The organism is Alteromonas macleodii ATCC 27126 (assembly GCF_000172635.2).
GTDB classification, from domain to species: Bacteria; Pseudomonadota; Gammaproteobacteria; order Enterobacterales; family Alteromonadaceae; genus Alteromonas; species Alteromonas macleodii.
Genome location: NC_018632.1, coordinates 458,702 through 476,072, shown reverse-complemented (window position 1 = coordinate 476,072; position 17,371 = coordinate 458,702). Strand labels below are relative to the sequence as shown.

Annotated in this window: 14 protein-coding genes and 1 pseudogene; 4 read left to right on the top strand and 11 right to left on the bottom strand. The window is 44.8% G+C overall.

Annotated elements, in window-relative coordinates:
- Positions 1–7 precede the first annotated feature (7 nt).
- Entirely contained in the window at positions 8–1,282 is a 1,275-nt protein-coding gene (gene nhaA / locus MASE_RS02055; protein ID WP_014948097.1) for a Na+/H+ antiporter NhaA, read from the top strand.
- On the opposite strand, the gene MASE_RS02050 is transcribed toward nhaA, so the two are convergent.
- The 4 genes from MASE_RS02050 to trxA form a co-directional block, all read right to left on the bottom strand.
- Entirely contained in the window at positions 1,244–4,060 is a 2,817-nt protein-coding gene (locus tag MASE_RS02050) for an ATP-binding protein (protein ID WP_014948096.1), read from the bottom strand. The two genes, nhaA and MASE_RS02050, sit on opposite strands and share 39 nt — an antisense overlap.
- 22 nt (positions 4,061–4,082) lie before the next feature.
- Positions 4,083–5,381 carry an amidohydrolase gene (locus MASE_RS02045; protein WP_014948095.1) on the bottom strand — a complete coding sequence of 433 codons (1,299 nt, stop codon included), beginning with the start codon at positions 5,379–5,381 and terminating at the stop codon, positions 4,083–4,085.
- Between the two features lie 229 nt (positions 5,382–5,610).
- Positions 5,611–6,876, bottom strand: a complete 1,266-nt coding sequence (gene rho / locus MASE_RS02040; RefSeq protein WP_014948094.1) for a transcription termination factor Rho — start codon at positions 6,874–6,876, stop codon at positions 5,611–5,613.
- A gap of 271 nt (positions 6,877–7,147) precedes the next feature.
- The gene (trxA, locus tag MASE_RS02035) at positions 7,148–7,474 is read right to left on the bottom strand and encodes a thioredoxin TrxA (RefSeq protein ID WP_012517074.1); all 327 of its coding nucleotides are present in this window, start codon (positions 7,472–7,474) and stop codon (positions 7,148–7,150) included.
- Between the two features lie 100 nt (positions 7,475–7,574).
- Here trxA and rhlB point away from each other — a divergent pair.
- Together rhlB and MASE_RS02025 are read left to right on the top strand one after the other, a co-directional pair.
- Positions 7,575–8,866: pseudogene (rhlB, locus tag MASE_RS02030) on the top strand (ATP-dependent RNA helicase RhlB).
- A gap of 33 nt (positions 8,867–8,899) precedes the next feature.
- Positions 8,900–10,411, top strand: coding sequence for a Ppx/GppA phosphatase family protein (locus tag MASE_RS02025; RefSeq protein ID WP_014948093.1), 1,512 nt, complete (start codon positions 8,900–8,902; stop codon positions 10,409–10,411).
- 113 nt (positions 10,412–10,524) lie between these two features.
- Here the strand turns inward: MASE_RS02025 and hemB are convergent, their stop codons facing one another.
- The 7 genes from hemB to tatA are packed head-to-tail and all read right to left on the bottom strand — an operon-like array spanning position 10,525 to position 16,088.
- A complete protein-coding gene (gene hemB, locus MASE_RS02020; protein WP_014948092.1) occupies positions 10,525–11,535 on the bottom strand; it encodes a porphobilinogen synthase in 1,011 nt (336 codons plus the stop codon).
- Positions 11,532–13,430, bottom strand: coding sequence for a sensor domain-containing diguanylate cyclase (locus MASE_RS02015; protein ID WP_014948091.1), 1,899 nt, complete (start codon positions 13,428–13,430; stop codon positions 11,532–11,534). The genes hemB and MASE_RS02015 overlap by 4 nt, the downstream gene beginning before the upstream one ends.
- A 12-nt stretch (positions 13,431–13,442) precedes the next feature.
- Positions 13,443–14,219, bottom strand: a complete 777-nt coding sequence (locus MASE_RS02010; RefSeq protein ID WP_014948090.1) for a TatD family hydrolase — start codon at positions 14,217–14,219, stop codon at positions 13,443–13,445.
- The gene (locus MASE_RS02005; protein ID WP_014948089.1) at positions 14,220–14,762 is read right to left on the bottom strand and encodes a hypothetical protein; all 543 of its coding nucleotides are present in this window, start codon (positions 14,760–14,762) and stop codon (positions 14,220–14,222) included. It abuts the gene before it with no gap.
- A 25-nt stretch (positions 14,763–14,787) separates the two neighbouring features.
- Positions 14,788–15,543 (bottom strand): twin-arginine translocase subunit TatC, encoded by a 756-nt coding sequence (gene tatC, locus MASE_RS02000; RefSeq protein WP_014948088.1) that lies wholly within the window; start codon positions 15,541–15,543, stop codon positions 14,788–14,790.
- Entirely contained in the window at positions 15,544–15,843 is a 300-nt protein-coding gene (gene tatB, locus MASE_RS01995) for a Sec-independent protein translocase protein TatB (protein WP_014948087.1), read from the bottom strand. It abuts the gene before it with no gap.
- Positions 15,843–16,088, bottom strand: coding sequence for a Sec-independent protein translocase subunit TatA (gene tatA / locus MASE_RS01990; protein ID WP_230633705.1), 246 nt, complete (start codon positions 16,086–16,088; stop codon positions 15,843–15,845). The genes tatB and tatA overlap by 1 nt, the downstream gene beginning before the upstream one ends.
- A gap of 177 nt (positions 16,089–16,265) precedes the next feature.
- On the opposite strand from tatA, the gene MASE_RS01985 reads away from it, so the two are divergent.
- On the top strand, positions 16,266–17,327 hold the full coding sequence (locus MASE_RS01985) for a hypothetical protein (RefSeq protein WP_014948085.1): 1,062 nt from the start codon (positions 16,266–16,268) through the stop codon (positions 17,325–17,327).
- Positions 17,328–17,371 lie beyond the last annotated feature (44 nt).

Here is a 17,371-nt window from a genome sequence, read left to right as displayed (position 1 = left end):
GTTATTGATGACAGATAAACACGAACCCGACGTACTTGATGAGGTGATAGAAGAAGTACAAGACGTGGTCTCTGACTTCTTAAATCGCGAAGCCGCTCCCGGCATATTGTTAATGGGTGCAACGATTCTTGCGCTCATTATTGCTAATTCTCCCCTAGATACGCTTTACGATCATTTAATCAGTATGCCGGTACAAATATCAGCCGGTACGTGGGCTATCGATAAGCCATTATTGCTGTGGATTAACGACGGGTTAATGGCGGTGTTCTTTTTTCACGTGGGTCTGGAACTGAAGCGGGAAATCTGCGAAGGTGAATTGGCCAATCCCAAAGATATTATTTTACCCGCAGCGGGTGCTGTAGGTGGTATGGCACTACCCGCCTTGATATATGTAGGCATCAACTGGGACAACCCCGTAGCCATTGCAGGGTGGGCAATTCCCGCCGCTACTGACATCGCGTTTGCGTTAGGTATTTTGGCGCTACTAGGTAGTCGAGTACCTACGAGCCTGAAAGTTTTCTTAGTCACCCTGGCTATTATTGACGATATCGGTGCTATCGTAATTATTGCCCTGTTTTACACCGAGCACATTACCGCGGGTGCGCTGTATATTGCTGCAGGTTGTTTATTGCTGTTGTGGCAAATGAATAAACGCAATGTGGTAGATATTCCGCCTTATGTTTTTGTGGGAATCATTCTGTGGGTAGCCATGTTGAAGTCAGGCGTTCACGCCACACTGGCAGGTGTCGTACTTGCTGGCTTTATTCCTATGCGGGATGAGAAAGACGAATCTTATTCTCCGGTAACGCGACTAGAGCACGGTTTGAATGGCTCGGTGAGTTTCGCGATCCTACCTTTATTCGCCTTCGCTAACGCCGGCATAAGTTTTGGTAACATCAGTCCGGAGGGTATTTTTCATCCTGTTACCTTTGGGATCTTTCTTGGCTTGGTTGTGGGTAAACAAATTGGCGTATTCGGTTTTTGCTACTTAATGGTGAAGTTAAAGCTGGCTAAGTTACCAGAGGATCTTAACTTCAAGCATATCTATGGCTGTGCGCTACTTTGCGGCGTTGGCTTTACAATGAGCTTATTCATTGGGGGACTGGCCTTTGCACAGACAGGTATCAATCAAATTTTTGACGAGCGTGTGGGCATTTTAACCGGCTCTCTTGTCTCGGCGTGCTTAGGGTATATTGTACTGCGATTCGTTAGCGAAGCGCCGAGCGATAACACTGATGTAGCCTCAAACGCTAGCAAGTTCACGGGCAATACAGTCAAATAGAACCTGCTTTCGAATAGGCTTACTTAAATGCGCATTCATGCCTGCTTCTAAGCAGGCATTTTTGTCTTCGATAAACGCATTGGCGGTTAAGGCGATGATCCTGACCGTGTCCTTATTCCTGCCTTCACTTCGAATAAGTTTCGATGCTGTATGACCATCCATGATCGGCATTTGGCAATCCATTAAAATTACGTCGAAATCGTGCCTCTTCTCGGCCTTAACAGCATCTTGCCCGTTTTTCGTTCTAATACATTTGATGTTGGACGATTTGAGCATGTCCATGACGATTTCAGCATTAATGTCGTTGTCTTCAGCCAATAAAACCCGTAATCCATCAGGTAATGACGGAATCACCTCATTTTCTGCATGCTCTTTTTCTTCACTTACTGTGGCAGGAATGTGGAAGGTGAAGCTTGTTCCTTTACCCAGTTCACTTTCAACATAAAGCTCTCCACCAAGAAGCTCAACCAAACCTTTAGAAATGGCCAAACCTAATCCTGTGCCACCAAAATTTCGAGTGGTGGACGGATCGGCTTGCTCAAACTTATCAAAAATAAGGCGTAGTTTGTTGGGAGCAATGCCTATTCCCGTATCGCTAACCGAAATTTTAAGTCCTTGGTGGGCATAGCTGACGTTAACCGTCACGACACCATCACTGGTGAACTTAATCGCGTTACTAAGTAAGTTATTGATGATTTGACTCACCTTCCCTGCATCAATGTTCAGTGCGTTAGGTACGCCCTGATTAATATACAAAGCAATATCGTACCCTTTTACTTGCGCAGCGTGACGGTAGAGGTCACAAGAAGCTTCAAGTAACTCGCGAATGGCACAGCTTTGAATATCGGTAAGCATTTTACCCGATTCAATCTTCGACCAATCTAAGATACTGTCCAGGATGATAAGTAAATTGCTAGCAGAGCGTGAAATTGTTTTGGCTCTAGCCGAAACATTTTCCGGCAACTCGTTCTCGAGCATCAATTCACATGAGCCAATAATGCCATTCATTGGCGTTCTAATCTCGTGACTCATGTTGGCGAGAAACTGCGTTTTCGCCACATTCGCGGCTTCCGCTTCTTTAAGCGCTAACGCAAGGTGCTCGGTTTTCTCTTCTATGCGCTTTTCCAAAGACTGATTCAATTCCCCTAGCTCGACATTCAGGCTTTGCTCTACTTCTCTTGCAACCTTTAGCTCTTCAAATGCATCGAGCAATCGGGCTTCTAAACTCACGAACTCATCGCTTAGCGACGAGAGCTCTTGAATGTGCAGTGCCCTTTGTGGTGCTTTAACACCTTCTTTTTGTGTGGGGTCGAATTCGGCAATATAGCGAACAAGGCGACGAATAGGCGCGCCGACCATTTTTGCAACTACGTACCCGGTGAATGTTCCAAATGCAGATAATGCCAATAGCAGCAGCAAGTCTTTTAGCAAATAATTACTCATTGATGCCATTAGCAGTCGTTTGTCGAAGTAATAGCTAACTTTCCAGCTAGCAAAAGGCATATCTTTCGCTAACCTCAACCATGTTTTCCCCTGAGGCCCGTTCTCCACCTCAACAGCACAATCAGGTTCACAAATATAAAAAGGTGCTTTAGTGAGTGGCTTCATCTTCAGGCCTTTAGATGCATAGATAACTTCGCCTTTTTGATCCTCAATGAGCATCAAAAAACCACCCAAGCTTAAGTTATCAATAGCAGAAAAGCTCTTTAACGATAAAGAGCCCTCTACAATACCTTTTGGAGTGCCATCTGCATCTGTAATAGGGGCTGACAAGGCTACAATTGGATCGTTACCAAAACCTCGGCCTTGAAATACATTTGAAAGGAATGGTTTACCTGTCTGCATGACTTCAAAGAAATACGGCCTGTAAGCCACATTTGACAAGCCGCTTTGTCTTGCCTTATCCAACAGGCTAGGCGGGTAAGCGTGGGTAAGATCGCCATTGTCATCTGCAATGAGGAAGGTCAAAAATTCTGGATTGTGCGATGCCAACACCCGCAAATTTGTCACCGCTGCATTATCGAAATCGCTGTTTGATACCTCGCTAGACAACACTTGCGCTGCACTAATAATGGCACTTTGGTGTTGCTGAATAAAATTCGAAAGTTGGAACTCCAGCACATTCACCCGCTGCGACATGTAACTGTGAATTTGTCTTTCTTGCTGTTTTTGAAACAGACTTACCGACAAATAAATTACTGCCATGGAAGCAACGAAGAAGCAACCGGAAAAGAAGTACCCAAAAAGAAAATGCAGCGTAACCCGCTCGGACTTACTTGATGTTTGTCGCTTAAGCCCGTGGACTGCCAAATACGAAAAGTGTCCGGTTACAAGACCAAATACACCGCTTACCCAGGTGACCAGCACACCCGAAAACAGCATATTTGCGTTATCGCCATCATAAAGAGAATGCTCTAAAACAAGAATGGGCAGAAAGACAATAGACCAAAAGCCTGCGCCTACTTTTATCACCTGTTTAAGCGACTTGTTATAGCCAAAAAAGCTAAGCACGATGGGCAGTAGAGTAAGGCTTTCCTTTCCAACTATGCTCCCGTCGTTAAGCCATAAGGGAAGGCTGACAACAAGTGCAATAGGAATGGAAATAAAAGGAGAAAACCGAAGTGAAGCGTAGACTGCCGCACCTATACCAAATGTAGCTATCCCTGTACTATCAAAGGGTGGGTTGAGAGCATTAAGACCCGCACCTAACACACATACAAGTAGTGCTTGAAGGGCCAGAGACCATGAAAAAGAAAATGAAATACTGCCAATTTTCAACGCATGTCTCCGGCGAATAGATTTAGTGTTGAGCCATGTAATCTAGGGTAAAGTTCGTTAGAAGCTTCACGCCTAATTTCATGCCTTCATCATCAACATAAAATTCCGGTGTGTGATGAGCAGGGCTATCTTCTTCAGAGACGTCTAATGGCTTACCGCCTACCCAAACATATAAACCTGGAATTTGCTCTTGGAAAAATGAAAAGTCTTCCGCACCCGTGACCGGCTTAGAAAGCAGCGTGTTTTCAACGCCTGCGGTACGCTGCATAGTAGGCAGCATGGCTTTTGTAAGCTCTGGGTCGTTGTACGTAATGGGGTAATAGTAATCTAGCGGTAGCGTAAGTTCAGCTTCTGCGCCCATACTTTCAGCAATAGCCTTTACTTTGCGCGGAAGCGACTCGTAAATGTGATCGCGAGCGGCTTCATTGAGTGTACGAATTGTGCCAACCATTTCTACTTCATTTGGAATGATGTTTGAACGGTTACCGCCGTGAATAGAGCCAATAGACACCACCGCTGCATCGTCAATCAATTTCAACTCACGACTTACTATAGTCTGAATTGACATGATCATTTGCGCAGCGGTAACCACTGGATCAACACTCTTCCAAGGATAAGCGCCGTGGGCTTGCTTACCGTGAATAACAATTTTAAATGGGTCTACCGCGGCCATGGTGCCACCCGCGTTATAACGCACTTTACCCACATCGGTGTTAGCATTGATATGCAGGCCAAAAATAGCGTCTACATCAGGGTTCTTAAGTACACCTTCAGCAACCATAACTTCCGCACCGCCTTTTTCTCCAGCGGGTGCGCCCTCTTCTGCTGGCTGAAAGATAAACTTCACTTTACCTTTCAGGTCGCCTTTAATTTCGGTAAGAATTTTTGCCGCGCCCATGAGCATTGCCATGTGAGTATCGTGACCACAGGCGTGCATAACCGGCACTTCTTTTCCGTTGTATTCGCCCATCTGCTTTGAGCGGTAGGACAAATCGTTTTGCTCTTTTACAGGAAGTCCGTCCATGTCTGCACGTAATGCAACCACAGGACCTGGCTTGCCCGAGTCTAAAATAGCTACCACACCCGTTTTTGCCACACCGGTCTGCACTTCTAAACCTAGGCTTTCAAGGTAGTCAGCAACATATTCAGCGGTTTTAAACTCGCGATTCGATAATTCAGGAAATTCATGAAAGTGATGACGCCATTTAATTACATCAGGCTCGACTTTATTCGCTAATTCATCAACATTGATCTGAGCGGCATTAGCAGCTGACACAGAGGCCAACCCTGCAAATGCGAGTGACAGCAATTTCTGGTACATAACTATTATTTCCTTTGGTGTTTTTTAGACAGAGTAAATCATCTCAAGGGAGAACACACCATTGAACTAACGATTGCTGTTAAAAATCAATAAGCAAACGAAAATACCCCATTCACAAGACTGAGGGTATTAGACGGAAGTATAAGAAAAGTGCTTTATCGATGCAGGGAATAAAAAAGGCGCCGAGTGGCGCCTTTTCTTTAAATATCAACTTATTACTAAGTTTCTATTAACTCTTTTGTCTACGCATTGCGTCAAAGAACTCATCGTTTGTCTTGGTCATCGACAACTTACTGATAAGGAAGTCCATTGCGTCAATTTCTGACATTTCGTGAACGATTTTGCGAAGGATCCACATTTTCTGTAGTTCATCTTGCGCTGTAAGCAGTTCTTCACGTCGGGTACCAGAGCGGTTGAAGTCGATAGCCGGGAATACACGTTTTTCCGCGATTTTGCGATTAAGGTGTAATTCCATGTTACCTGTACCTTTAAACTCTTCGTAGATAACTTCGTCCATTTTAGAGCCGGTATCGATAAGCGCTGTTGCGATAATCGTTAAGCTTCCGCCTTCTTCAACATTACGGGCAGCACCAAAGAAGCGCTTAGGCTTGTGAAGAGCATTCGCATCAACACCACCGGTAAGTACTTTACCTGATGATGGGATAACCGTGTTGTAAGCGCGAGCAAGACGAGTAATCGAGTCAAGCAGGATAACCACGTCTTTTTTGTGTTCAACAAGACGCTTGGCTTTCTCGATAACCATTTCAGCAACTTGTACGTGACGACTTGCTGGCTCATCGAAGGTTGAAGCAACGACTTCACCTTGAACAAGACGATGCATCTCGGTTACTTCTTCCGGACGCTCATCAATAAGCAATACCATTAACTCACAATCTGGGTGGTTAGCAGCAATTGACTGAGCAATATTCTGAAGAAGAAGCGTTTTACCGGCCTTAGGTGGCGCTACGATAAGACCACGCTGGCCTTTACCGATTGGCGACGCCAAATCTAGTACACGAGCCGTAATGTCTTCTGTTGAGCCATTACCACGTTCCATGCGCAAGCGATCTGCTGCGTGAAGCGGTGTAAGGTTTTCAAAAAGGATTTTATTACGTGAATTTTCAGGCTTGTCGAAGTTAACTTCGCGGATTTTTAGCAGGGCGAAGTATCGTTCACTGTCTTTCGGTGGACGAATTTTCCCGGCAATCGTATCACCGGTACGCAAGTTAAAGCGTCGAATTTGGCTTGGCGATACATAAATATCGTCTGGTCCTGCAAGATACGAAGAGTCAGCTGAGCGTAAGAAGCCGAAACCGTCCTGTAAAATTTCTAGTACCCCATCACCAAAGATGTCTTCACCGCTTTTTGCGTGTGTCTTTAGGATTGAGAAAATGATGTCTTGTTTTCTGGCGCGCGCCATGTTTTCCAGGCCCATCTCCTCGGCCAGGTTAACCAACTCGCTTATTGGTTTGTTCTTTAATTCAGTTAAATTCATACTGGTGGGTCTTTGTGCTTGAACTTCGCTTACAGGACTTAAAGTCACTCTGTTCTAGTTTAGATTTGATATCACCCTGATGTGGGCGTAAGCAGAACGCTGCTCGGATGAGCGCTGAAGAAAAGTTAGCACTATATTTAATCAACGTCCAGCGTTTTACCGCCGAAATGTTAAATAATTTGTGGCTTGCTCTTCTAGAATGAAACGTTAGTCCCTGTGGCGTAAATAAAAACCGGTGCTTCGTTAGCACCGGTTTTCAATTTGAAATCAATTAAAGGTTTTCGTTAAGAAACTCTGTTAATTGAGCTTTAGATAGCGCGCCTACTTTAGTTGCGGCAACGTTACCGTTTTTGAAAAGTAGCAATGTAGGAATACCACGAATACCATATTTAGGTGGAGTTTCGTTATTTTCATCGACATTCAACTTGCCAACTGTTAACTTGCCATCAAACTCGGTCGCAACTTCTTCCAAGATTGGTGCGATCATTTTACACGGGCCACACCATTCGGCCCAGAAGTCAACCAGTACAGGACCTTCAGCATTGATAACATCTGCTTCGAATTTATCGTCAGATAACTGGATAATTTTGTCGCTCATTCTTTTCTCCATTATTGGTCTGTCGCTGATTTGTCTCAGCCTGACCATAAGTGTTATATAGAAACTGTTTTTTAATGCAAGCACTGATAAGCTATAAGCTATGCCTACTCACTTAACTGATACTCACTTTTCTGACCTGCCGATTAACGGCAAGGTTGTTGACGCCTTGGCGGCAGCTAATTTTTCACATTGTACACCAATTCAAGCACTTGCACTGCCTCCTTTATTGGAAGGTCACGACATTGCAGGTCAGGCTCAAACCGGAACCGGTAAAACCATTGCCTTTTTGGTAGCTACATTTCACTATTTGCTAAGCAAAGCAGAAAACGCAGATAACAGCAAATCAAATGGCCCTCGCGCAATTATTATGGCGCCGACCAGAGAGCTCGCCGTTCAAATTTATAACGACGCCAAACTGCTTAGTGAGCATACTGGATTGTCGCTTGGTTTGATTTATGGGGGCGAAGGTTACCAAAGTCAACGTGAAACTTTGGAAGAAGGGGTAGATATTATAATTGGTACGACAGGACGCATACTGGATTACTACAAACAGAATGTGTTCACACTGAAGAATATTCAGGTTGCCGTACTTGATGAAGCCGACCGCATGTTCGATTTAGGCTTTATAAAGGATATCCGCTTTTTATTCCGCCGCATGCCACCGGCAAGTGAACGTTTGAGCATGCTATTTTCAGCTACACTTAGCTACCGCGTGCAAGAGCTTGCTTACGAGCACATGAACAACCCTACCCACGTACAGGTAGCGCCAGAACAAACAACTGCAACTCGCGTTTCTCAAGAGCTATTTTATCCGTCTGATGACGACAAGATGCTGCTTCTTCTTACGCTGCTTGAAGAAGAATGGCCAGAAAAGGCAATTGTTTTTGCCAACACTAAAATAGTTGTGAGAAAGTTACCGACTGGCTTACCGCAGATGGCCATCGCGTTGGCTTGCTTAGCGGCGATGTACCACAGAAGAAACGCCTTGGGATCTTAGAAGATTTCACCAAAGGCAATCTTGATATTTTAGTCGCAACCGACGTTGCAGCGCGCGGTCTTCATATCGACGCGGTAACGCACGTATTCAACTACGACTTACCTGACGACGCCGAAGACTATGTACACCGTATTGGTCGTACTGGCCGTGCAGGACAAAGTGGTGTTGCAATTAGTTTCGCGTGCGAAAAATACGCACTAAACTTACCTGCTATTGAGCAATACATTCAAAAGGCAATACCGGTTACCGATTACGACCGCAGTGCTCTACTTGATGATGTAACGCCTCCAAAACCACGTAGAAGACGTACGCCTAACAACCGCAATTCTTCACGTCGTGGAAACGGAAGAGGCCGTGGAAAGCCTCAAAACCGAAACAACAGAGCGCAACAGTGAGGCGTAAAGGTACTCAATAAGAATCGAGGTTTTATGCAGGCAGAACTCCAGCACGACGCACAAACCTACGGCGAGTATTACGCCGCCGTAGATTTAGGCTCTAACAGCTTTCACATGGTGATTGTTCACGTTGTTAACGGCAGTGTGCAAATAATAGGGAAAATCAAACAGAAAGTGCGCCTAGCAGCAGGTTTAGATGATGAGCTAGCACTTGATGACGTAAGCATGGAACGCGGCTGGCAATGCCTGCAAGTATTCTCCGAACGCCTGCAGGATATCCCCCCTTCTAATATTAAAATTGTAGCGACCGCTACATTGCGACTGGCAACCAATGCGCATGTATTCATTCGCAAGGCAGAAGAGATTCTCAATCACAAACTTGAAGTGATTAGCGGTGAAGAAGAAGCGCGACAAATTTATCTTGGCGTAGCCTACACATCCGCCAACCAAGGCAATAGCTTAGTCATAGATATTGGCGGCGCCAGCACAGAAATCATTATCGGCAACGACATGCAGCCTATCCATCTTAAGAGTTTGGATATGGGCTGTGTAACGTTTATGGAACGCTATTTCACCGGCGGCACTATCACCGAAGACAATTTCGACAATGCCAAACAAGCCGCACATGCGCTTATTGCCGATGTGTCTAGCGCGTTTTTGTGTTTTGATTGGGAGAATTGTTTAGGTGCATCTGGCACGCCGCAAGCCATTACTGAGATTCTTGTAGCACAGGGCATTAGTGATGCTATCCGCTTAGACTATTTGTATCATTTAGAAAAGCAATGTATTGAATGCGGCAGCATTAAAACCCTTGATATCGACGGATTGGAAGATAACAGAAAAGCTATTTTCCCGTCTGGTTTAGCGATCCTCATCAGCTTATTTGAAGCGCTAAATATTAAGCACATGAATATTTCTGGTGGTGCGCTTCGAGAAGGACTTATCTACGGAATGCTAGATAACGTTACTGAGAATGATAGACGCCAGCAGACCCTTAATCAGGCAAAACATCGTTATCATGTAGATGCCAGTCACGCGAACTCGGTTAGTCACGTAGCGCTTACTTTATGCCATCAACTTTGTGCACAACAGAATATTTGTCATTTAGATACCGAAACTATTTTAGGTGCAGCCGCACAGCTTCATGAAATAGGTCTTCACATTGAATATAAGCGCCATCATGAGCATGGTGAATACATATTAAGTCACATTGATTTGCCCGGCTTCACGCGCCTTCAGCGGGCAGCCATCCGCGATTTAGTTGCTCAGCATAGATTAAATATAAAGCCAGACGTATTTGAAAAGTACCACGAAGACTACCGTCCAATGCTAAAAGGCTTATTGCGAATTTTACGTATAGCAGTGGTGTTATGTCTGCGTCGTCAGAATAAACATATACCAGAGGTAACTTTGCAGTGCGAAGAAAGTAAGTGGACACTTACTTTTCCTGAAGGCTGGCTGAAATCGCATCCTTTGATCAACGCAGAGCTAGCAAATGAATGCTGGCTTCAGCATAAAGCTGGCTGCGAACTCGTTTGTAAGTAACCACTTACAAACAGATAGAATGCGTTAAATATGTATTCCGATAAACGGAAAAACATGAAAAAAAAGCCGTGCATTGCACGGCTTTTTTGTTGTCGAACCTTTGGTTGTTGGTATTACTTGTCGTTTTGCTTCGCTAAAAGCGCAGCAGCTTGCGGAGCGAAATAAGTCAGAATCCCGTCGGCGCCAGCGCGCTTAAACGCTAATAACGATTCTAGGATCACCGCGTCTTCATTTAGCCAACCATTAGCAAAAGCAGCTTGATGCATAGCGTACTCGCCACTTACTTGATAGGCGAATGTCGGTACTTTAAATTCGTCTTTACAACGACGCACAACATCTAAATACGGCATACCTGGCTTCACCATTACCATGTCAGCGCCCTCTTCTATATCAAGCGCAATTTCGTGGAGAGCTTCATCGGTGTTGGCAGGATCCATTTGATAGGTTTTCTTGTTGCCGCCCTTTATATTTGCAGCGGAGCCGACGGCATCACGAAATGGACCGTAGTACGCAGACGCGTATTTAGCAGAATAAGCCATAATACACGTATTGATGTGACCTGCTTCTTCAAGTGCTTTTCGGATATTGCCAATGCGCCCATCCATCATGTCAGAAGGCGCAACAATATCAGCGCCAGCTTCAGCATGCGATAACGCTTGCTTAATGAGCACCTCGACTGTTTCGTCGTTCATCACATAACCAGTTTCGTCTAAGAGGCCATCTTGACCATGAGACGTAAATGGATCTAATGCGATATCAGACATCAGCATTACTTCAGGAAACGCCTTTTTGAGCGCTCTCATAGCTTGCTGAGCAAGCCCTTCAGGATTGAACGCTTCGCTTGCACACTCGGTTTTAAGAGACATAGGTGTCACAGGGAAAAGCGCAATCGTTCTAATGCCCAGCTCTACCCATTTCGCCGTTTCTTGCCCTAGCAAATCGATAGAAAGTCTTTCCACACCAGGCATAGAAGGTACGGCTTCTCGTGCGTTCTCACCGGGTAGTACAAAAACAGGGTAAATGAGATCGTCAGTGGTTAAACGGTGCTCTGCCACAAGCCCTCTTAAAGCATCTTTGGCGCGTAGTCTGCGCATTCTTCTTTGAGGGAAAGGTGAAGATGTCATAGTTTTTCCTGTAAATGTTTATGTATTACTGTATTGCGGCCCGCAGCCTTGGCTTCGTAAAGGCATTCGTCGGCGAACTTGAAAAGATTTTGCGCGTGCTCTTCATCAATAATAATGGTTGTAGAAACGCCCGCGCTTGCAGTTAGCTTAATGATTTCCCCTTCGTAATCAAGTGGGGTCGACTCAAGGCTATCTCGCATATTTTCGGCAACGTGAAAAGCGCCTTCAAGATCGGTATTAGGCAATATAATGGCAAACTCTTCACCACCTATGCGACACAAGTCATCTGTAGGGCGATGGATGTGCTTCTGAAAGACATTGGTGACGTGAATTAAGCACGCGTCACCACCATCATGTCCGTGTTGATCATTAATTTGCTTAAAGTGATCCACGTCAACAATGATGAGAGATAATGGTGTTTGCTCACGTCTACTGCGTCGCCCTTCAGAACGCAGACGTTTATCGAAATGTCGACGGTTGTGCGCTCCCGTGAGCGGATCTATTGCATTTAACCTTTCCAATTCTTGGTTAACTTCAGACAATTCGCGTAACGTAATTTCTAGCTCTAACGTGCGTTCTTGTACTTTATACTCCAGGTCATCTTGATAACGCTTTTGTACTTCAAGTAAGTTCTCTTTGGCGGTATTTGCCTGTTTTTCCTGCTCTAGCGCGAACTGCTGCGCCTCAATGAGATCATCGCGACTGTGGCTATAATTAATCGCTAAGATAAGTGCCAAGATAAGCGTTTCTACCGCGCCACCAATGATCAGCAGGTTATTTGACGAAATAGGCAATTGAATAATATTAACGTTATCAAGGCTCGCACTTAGTCCACTAATTAATAGAAAACCCCAAGCAATGGTAAAATAACGTGCTACGACCACCCCTTTGAGCGTTAGCCAAATACCTAACCCAAGAGTAAAAATAACGATGAGGCTAAGCAGTAACAGGAACGCCTTTATCATGAACGAGTAAGGCAAGATAAGGCCGAGGATTATACTTAACCCGCACACCCAACTGATTGCCTGTGTGATTTTATCTAGCTTTACGCTGTGGGCTCTAATAGGTAGTAGGCTTCGCGTAAACATCGCCGCAAACATAATAGTCGCGTTAGCAAACACAAGAATTGCTTTACCTTGAAACCATGTGCTTCCCGGCCACATATAGGAGAAGCCGTAGCCGTGTAACGTCGCCAATATAAGCGCCAAACTCATTACATAGCCAGAGTAATAAAGGAACGACACGTTACTTGTCGTTACCGTTAAAAATGCGTTACTCACGCCCATTGCTACCAAGATGCCAAAAAATATCCCCAATGCCAGGTTACGGCTTGATGTATAGGCAATAAACTCTGTTTCTTCCCATATACGAATAGGAAGGCGTACGCTGCCAGAGGTTTGTACTCGAATAATCACCCGCTGCGACTGAGCGCTTACTGGTAGGGGGAATAGTGGCTTCACATGAGAAACAGGCCGGTTGTCAAAGTGCAGGCCATCGCCACCTGAATAAGTAGCAATAGGCGTGCTGCCTATTTGGCTGTAAATCGCAACGTCTAAACTATCTAAAAGGGGATAGTCGATGTGCAATAGAAATCGACTTTCATTGCTTTGGGTTGGCGCAATGACCATTGAAAACCAATGTACGTTTGTGTTCATACCCAAGTTAATGGGTGAAGATATTGGTGTCCAGTCGGTAAGCGGCGTTTGAGTAATGGTAGTAAAATCGAGCGCATTGCCATTATCTACATTGAGATAAGTAAGCTGCGAGAAACGTGGTGTTGCACTGGTGTTAGGAGACAAACTAAACAACACAGACACAAATGCAACGACGGCCACTAGGGTGATAAGAATAAGACCCGCATCATACTTGCGCATCGCTTTCAGATTTGTCTGCATATAAACCTATGTTTAGCTGAGAGAAAACAACTCACAGCTATTAGCATAACTGCTAATACGTAATTTATCAGTCTCAACTTGCAGATATTCGCCTAATTGTTTAGCGATATGGGGTAGAAAAGCAGGTTCGTTATTACGTTTTCTCGGTCGAAGGGTTTTGGGAAACAGATAAGGCGCATCTGTTTCAAGAATAAGACGGTTTAAAGGTATAGACTTCACGGCTTCGCGTAGTGCTTCGCCTCGCTTCTCATCACATACCCAGCCAGTAATACCAATATAAAGCCCCAGCGCAAGGTAGTGCTGAACCTGCTCTGCATTCCCAGTAAAACAGTGGGCAATACCACCTTTTATACGAGGCATATACTCGGTTAATAACGCGACTTGTTCGTCAAACGCATCCCTTTCATGTAGATACACGGGTAAGCCTAATGCAGCCGCAATGTCTAACTGGGCTTCGAACACTGCCAATTGAACGGGCTGTGGTGAGAAATTGCGATTAAAATCCAGACCACATTCACCAATTGCAACACACCCATTCTGTTGTGCAAGTTCGCGTAACCGCTTGTAATCACTTGGCGTGACATCTTTTGCATTGTGAGGATGGACACCGATAGTGTAACAGCATTGGGTTGGATACTTATTATATAGCGCTACTGCAGCGTCCCATTCACTGGGGTGCGTGGTGATAATGCAGAGTTTTTCTACCCCTGCATCTTTTGCTCGTTGTATAACTTCATCGGCGTCAAATCGCTTATCCAGCAAGTTGACGCCAGCATCAAACCAAGGCATTTATTTTACGCGTTTCACTTTCATGCGCTTGTTGAGCCCTTCTACACTTAGGAAAAATGCACCCAATAAGCCCCTTTCTACGGCTACCGACTGACCTTCCTTAAGCTTCATATAGGTTCCATCAGTTTGCTGCCATACAGAACCATCGCTGAAAGTTATAACATGCTTATCACGCACATTCTTCTTGATCGAAGCGATAGTGACCGCAATCTCAGAAGCTTCGTCAGACAAATCTCGCTTATGTTCAAGTCCAAAGTCATTCTTAGGTTCTGAGGCTTGAACTTGTCCCTGAGCGACAGGCGCTGGGCGAGGCTTCATCTGATTACCATTGTTGCTCTTGTAGGCCTGTAGTTGCTCAATCTGAGCGTCTGAACCTTCGTACTTGTTGAGTGATTTCGCGACGCTGTCATAGCACATAAGTCGCTTTAAACTATTATCCGTGTTGCGACATTTCTCCAATGCATCAGCAACTGTCTCAGCTTGTACATTAAACGCCCCAAACGCGCACAGAATAGTGGCAAGAGATAGCAGTCGGGTTTTCATTTTTATTCCTTTCTTTTTTTAACATCTATGTGTTGTCTGTTGTTTCAGTAGATGTATCGTCTTTTGGTGTTTTACCCGCGTAAAATCCCCCAACAATAACCCCTACTTCAAACAGCAACCACATTGGAATAGCTAATAATGTTTGAGAGATAACATCTGGAGGTGTTAGCAACATGCCAACCACGAATGCACCAACAACCACGTACGGGCGCTTGGCTCGTAAAGACTTAGCATCCGTTACCCCAGTCCAGCACATTAAGATAATGGCTATCGGTATCTCGAATGAGACCCCAAATGCAAAGAACAGTTTCAAGACGAAGTTCAAATAACTGGATATATCTGTACTTACCGTTACACCTTCAGGAGCTACGCTTGTAAAAAACGCGAACGCTATTGGAAATACCACAAAGTAGGCAAACGCCATTCCTGCGTAAAACAGCAGCGTACTGGAAAGTAGTAAAGGCGCTACCAGGCGCTTTTCATTTCTGTACAAACCCGGAGCCACAAACCCCCATACTTGATAGAGCACATAGGGAATAGCAATAAAAAACGATAACACCAGTGTAAGTTTAAACGGAGCAAAGAAAGGTGATGCAACGTCGGTTGCAATCATGCTCGCATTTTCAGGTAAGGCTTCAAGCAATGGCATCGCCAATAGCTTATAAAGGTCTTGCGCAAACGCCGCAAGACAAATGAAGACGATAAGTACGCTCAAAAGGGCTTTGAGAATACGGCTACGCAATTCAATTAAATGAGAAATAAGGTTATTAGCGTCAGACATCTATTGCTTTTTATAAGGTTCTTGAACCGACTCTGCAGCTTTTTTTAGCTCATCGACGCTTTGTTCAAGTTCAGGTGAAAGATCTTTAAGCCCTTGCTGCTCTGCTTTTTTCAAATTTTCATGCAATTCGTGCACGCGCAACTGATGCTCAACTTCTTGCTTAAAGCCCGTTGCTACATTACGCACGCTACGAATTGTATTTATAGTTGAGCGCATGGCACCCGGTAATCTTTCTGGCCCTAAAATAAGCAGCGCCAGTACACCGATAACCAATAGCTCCCAAAAGCCGATATCGAACATTAGGATTTTTCTTTAACGTCGCTCTGCGTCTTAGTTGAAACAGGCTCTGCTGCTGACTTTTCTTCAACTTGCTTCTTTTGTTCAAAGTCTGCGTCTTTGTCTTCTTCGGTGACAGCTTTTTTGAAGCCTTTGATTGCGCCGCCTAAATCAGTACCTATACCTTTAAGGCGCTTCGTACCAAATAAAAGCACCACAATAACCAGTATGATCAGCAACTGCCAAACACTAATACCACCCATAAAAATAATCTCCCTTACATCGATTGGCACAGTATGCCATTGCCTGCTGATGCTTTCACCTGAATATTTACTTCAATGAATAAAGATTGACGTTTTGGTTGGGACAATCCATGCTCTGTATATTCCCAATGCGAATGGTCGAAACATTCAACTATGCTAATTTTTACAAGGAGTTAGTGAGCAATGCTATGCCTTACCGTGGTCTATTGCCATTTATTGCTCGCTTTACCTGTTGCACCTGACTCAGCTGCTGACACGTTGAACTCCCCCGTAAATGCGACCAGTGTAGGTATAACCTATCGGGATATTGCTCGGCCAGAAAATACGCTTTCTAACCGCGCTAACTCGACAAAAGAAAGTACACACTCCTTGCCTCCTTCAATACCTAATGAGCAATGGTTTGATATTTGGCAGCGTAGCTTCACCGACACCATGGACTTCACCGTAAAACAGCTTGATGGTTTGTTTGAAAGTTCAGATGATATAGGTACTTCAGGACAGAAGGAAGCCAGAGCCGAAGGCCGTGTTCAACTTGCCTGGGAGCCAAGAAGTGGCATGCTCTCGGATACGGATTTGCGCTTCAGGGTAAGAGTTCGCCTACCGGCTTTAAAAGAACGCGTTGATTTACTATTAAGCGATAACGAAGACGAGACACAGAACAACACAATACGAGCCGCGAGGGATACCGGCAATAACAACCGCGATCGAACGACCATTGCGCTTCGCTTTCGTCCTGAGCAAGACTCTCACTACTCATTTAGAATTGGTGCTGGTCGCCGCGACCAACTATATGCGATGACCCGATACAGGGATGCTTTTGCCTTTTCTAAACAATGGGCCATGCTATACGACGCCGAACTTTACTATTACACCCGTGACCGTTTGGGTGCGGAGGTGGGCGTCGCTTTTCAATACGAAATCAATAAAAAGCACCTGGTTCGACAAAATAATCGCTACTACTACCGCGACGATACCAACGACTGGCTATGGCGTCACGAGGTCCACCATTTGTTTTCGGTAGATCAACATAACGCCGTTATTCCTCACTTTATGGTGGAAGGGCTTAGCCAACCCAACTTTCGCGTAGAAGAAGTCTATGGCGGGTTTAGGTGGCGTAACAACATGCTGCGCGATTGGCTATTCTTTGAGGTAGAGCCTTTTGTTTTATGGCTACGTGAAGAGGATTTTAAAACCTCATACGGCGTAGCCCTGCGCGTAGAAGCCTATTATGGGCGCGATACTTAGGGTAATACTCTAGAATGAAAAAAGGCTGTCTAATGACAGCCTTT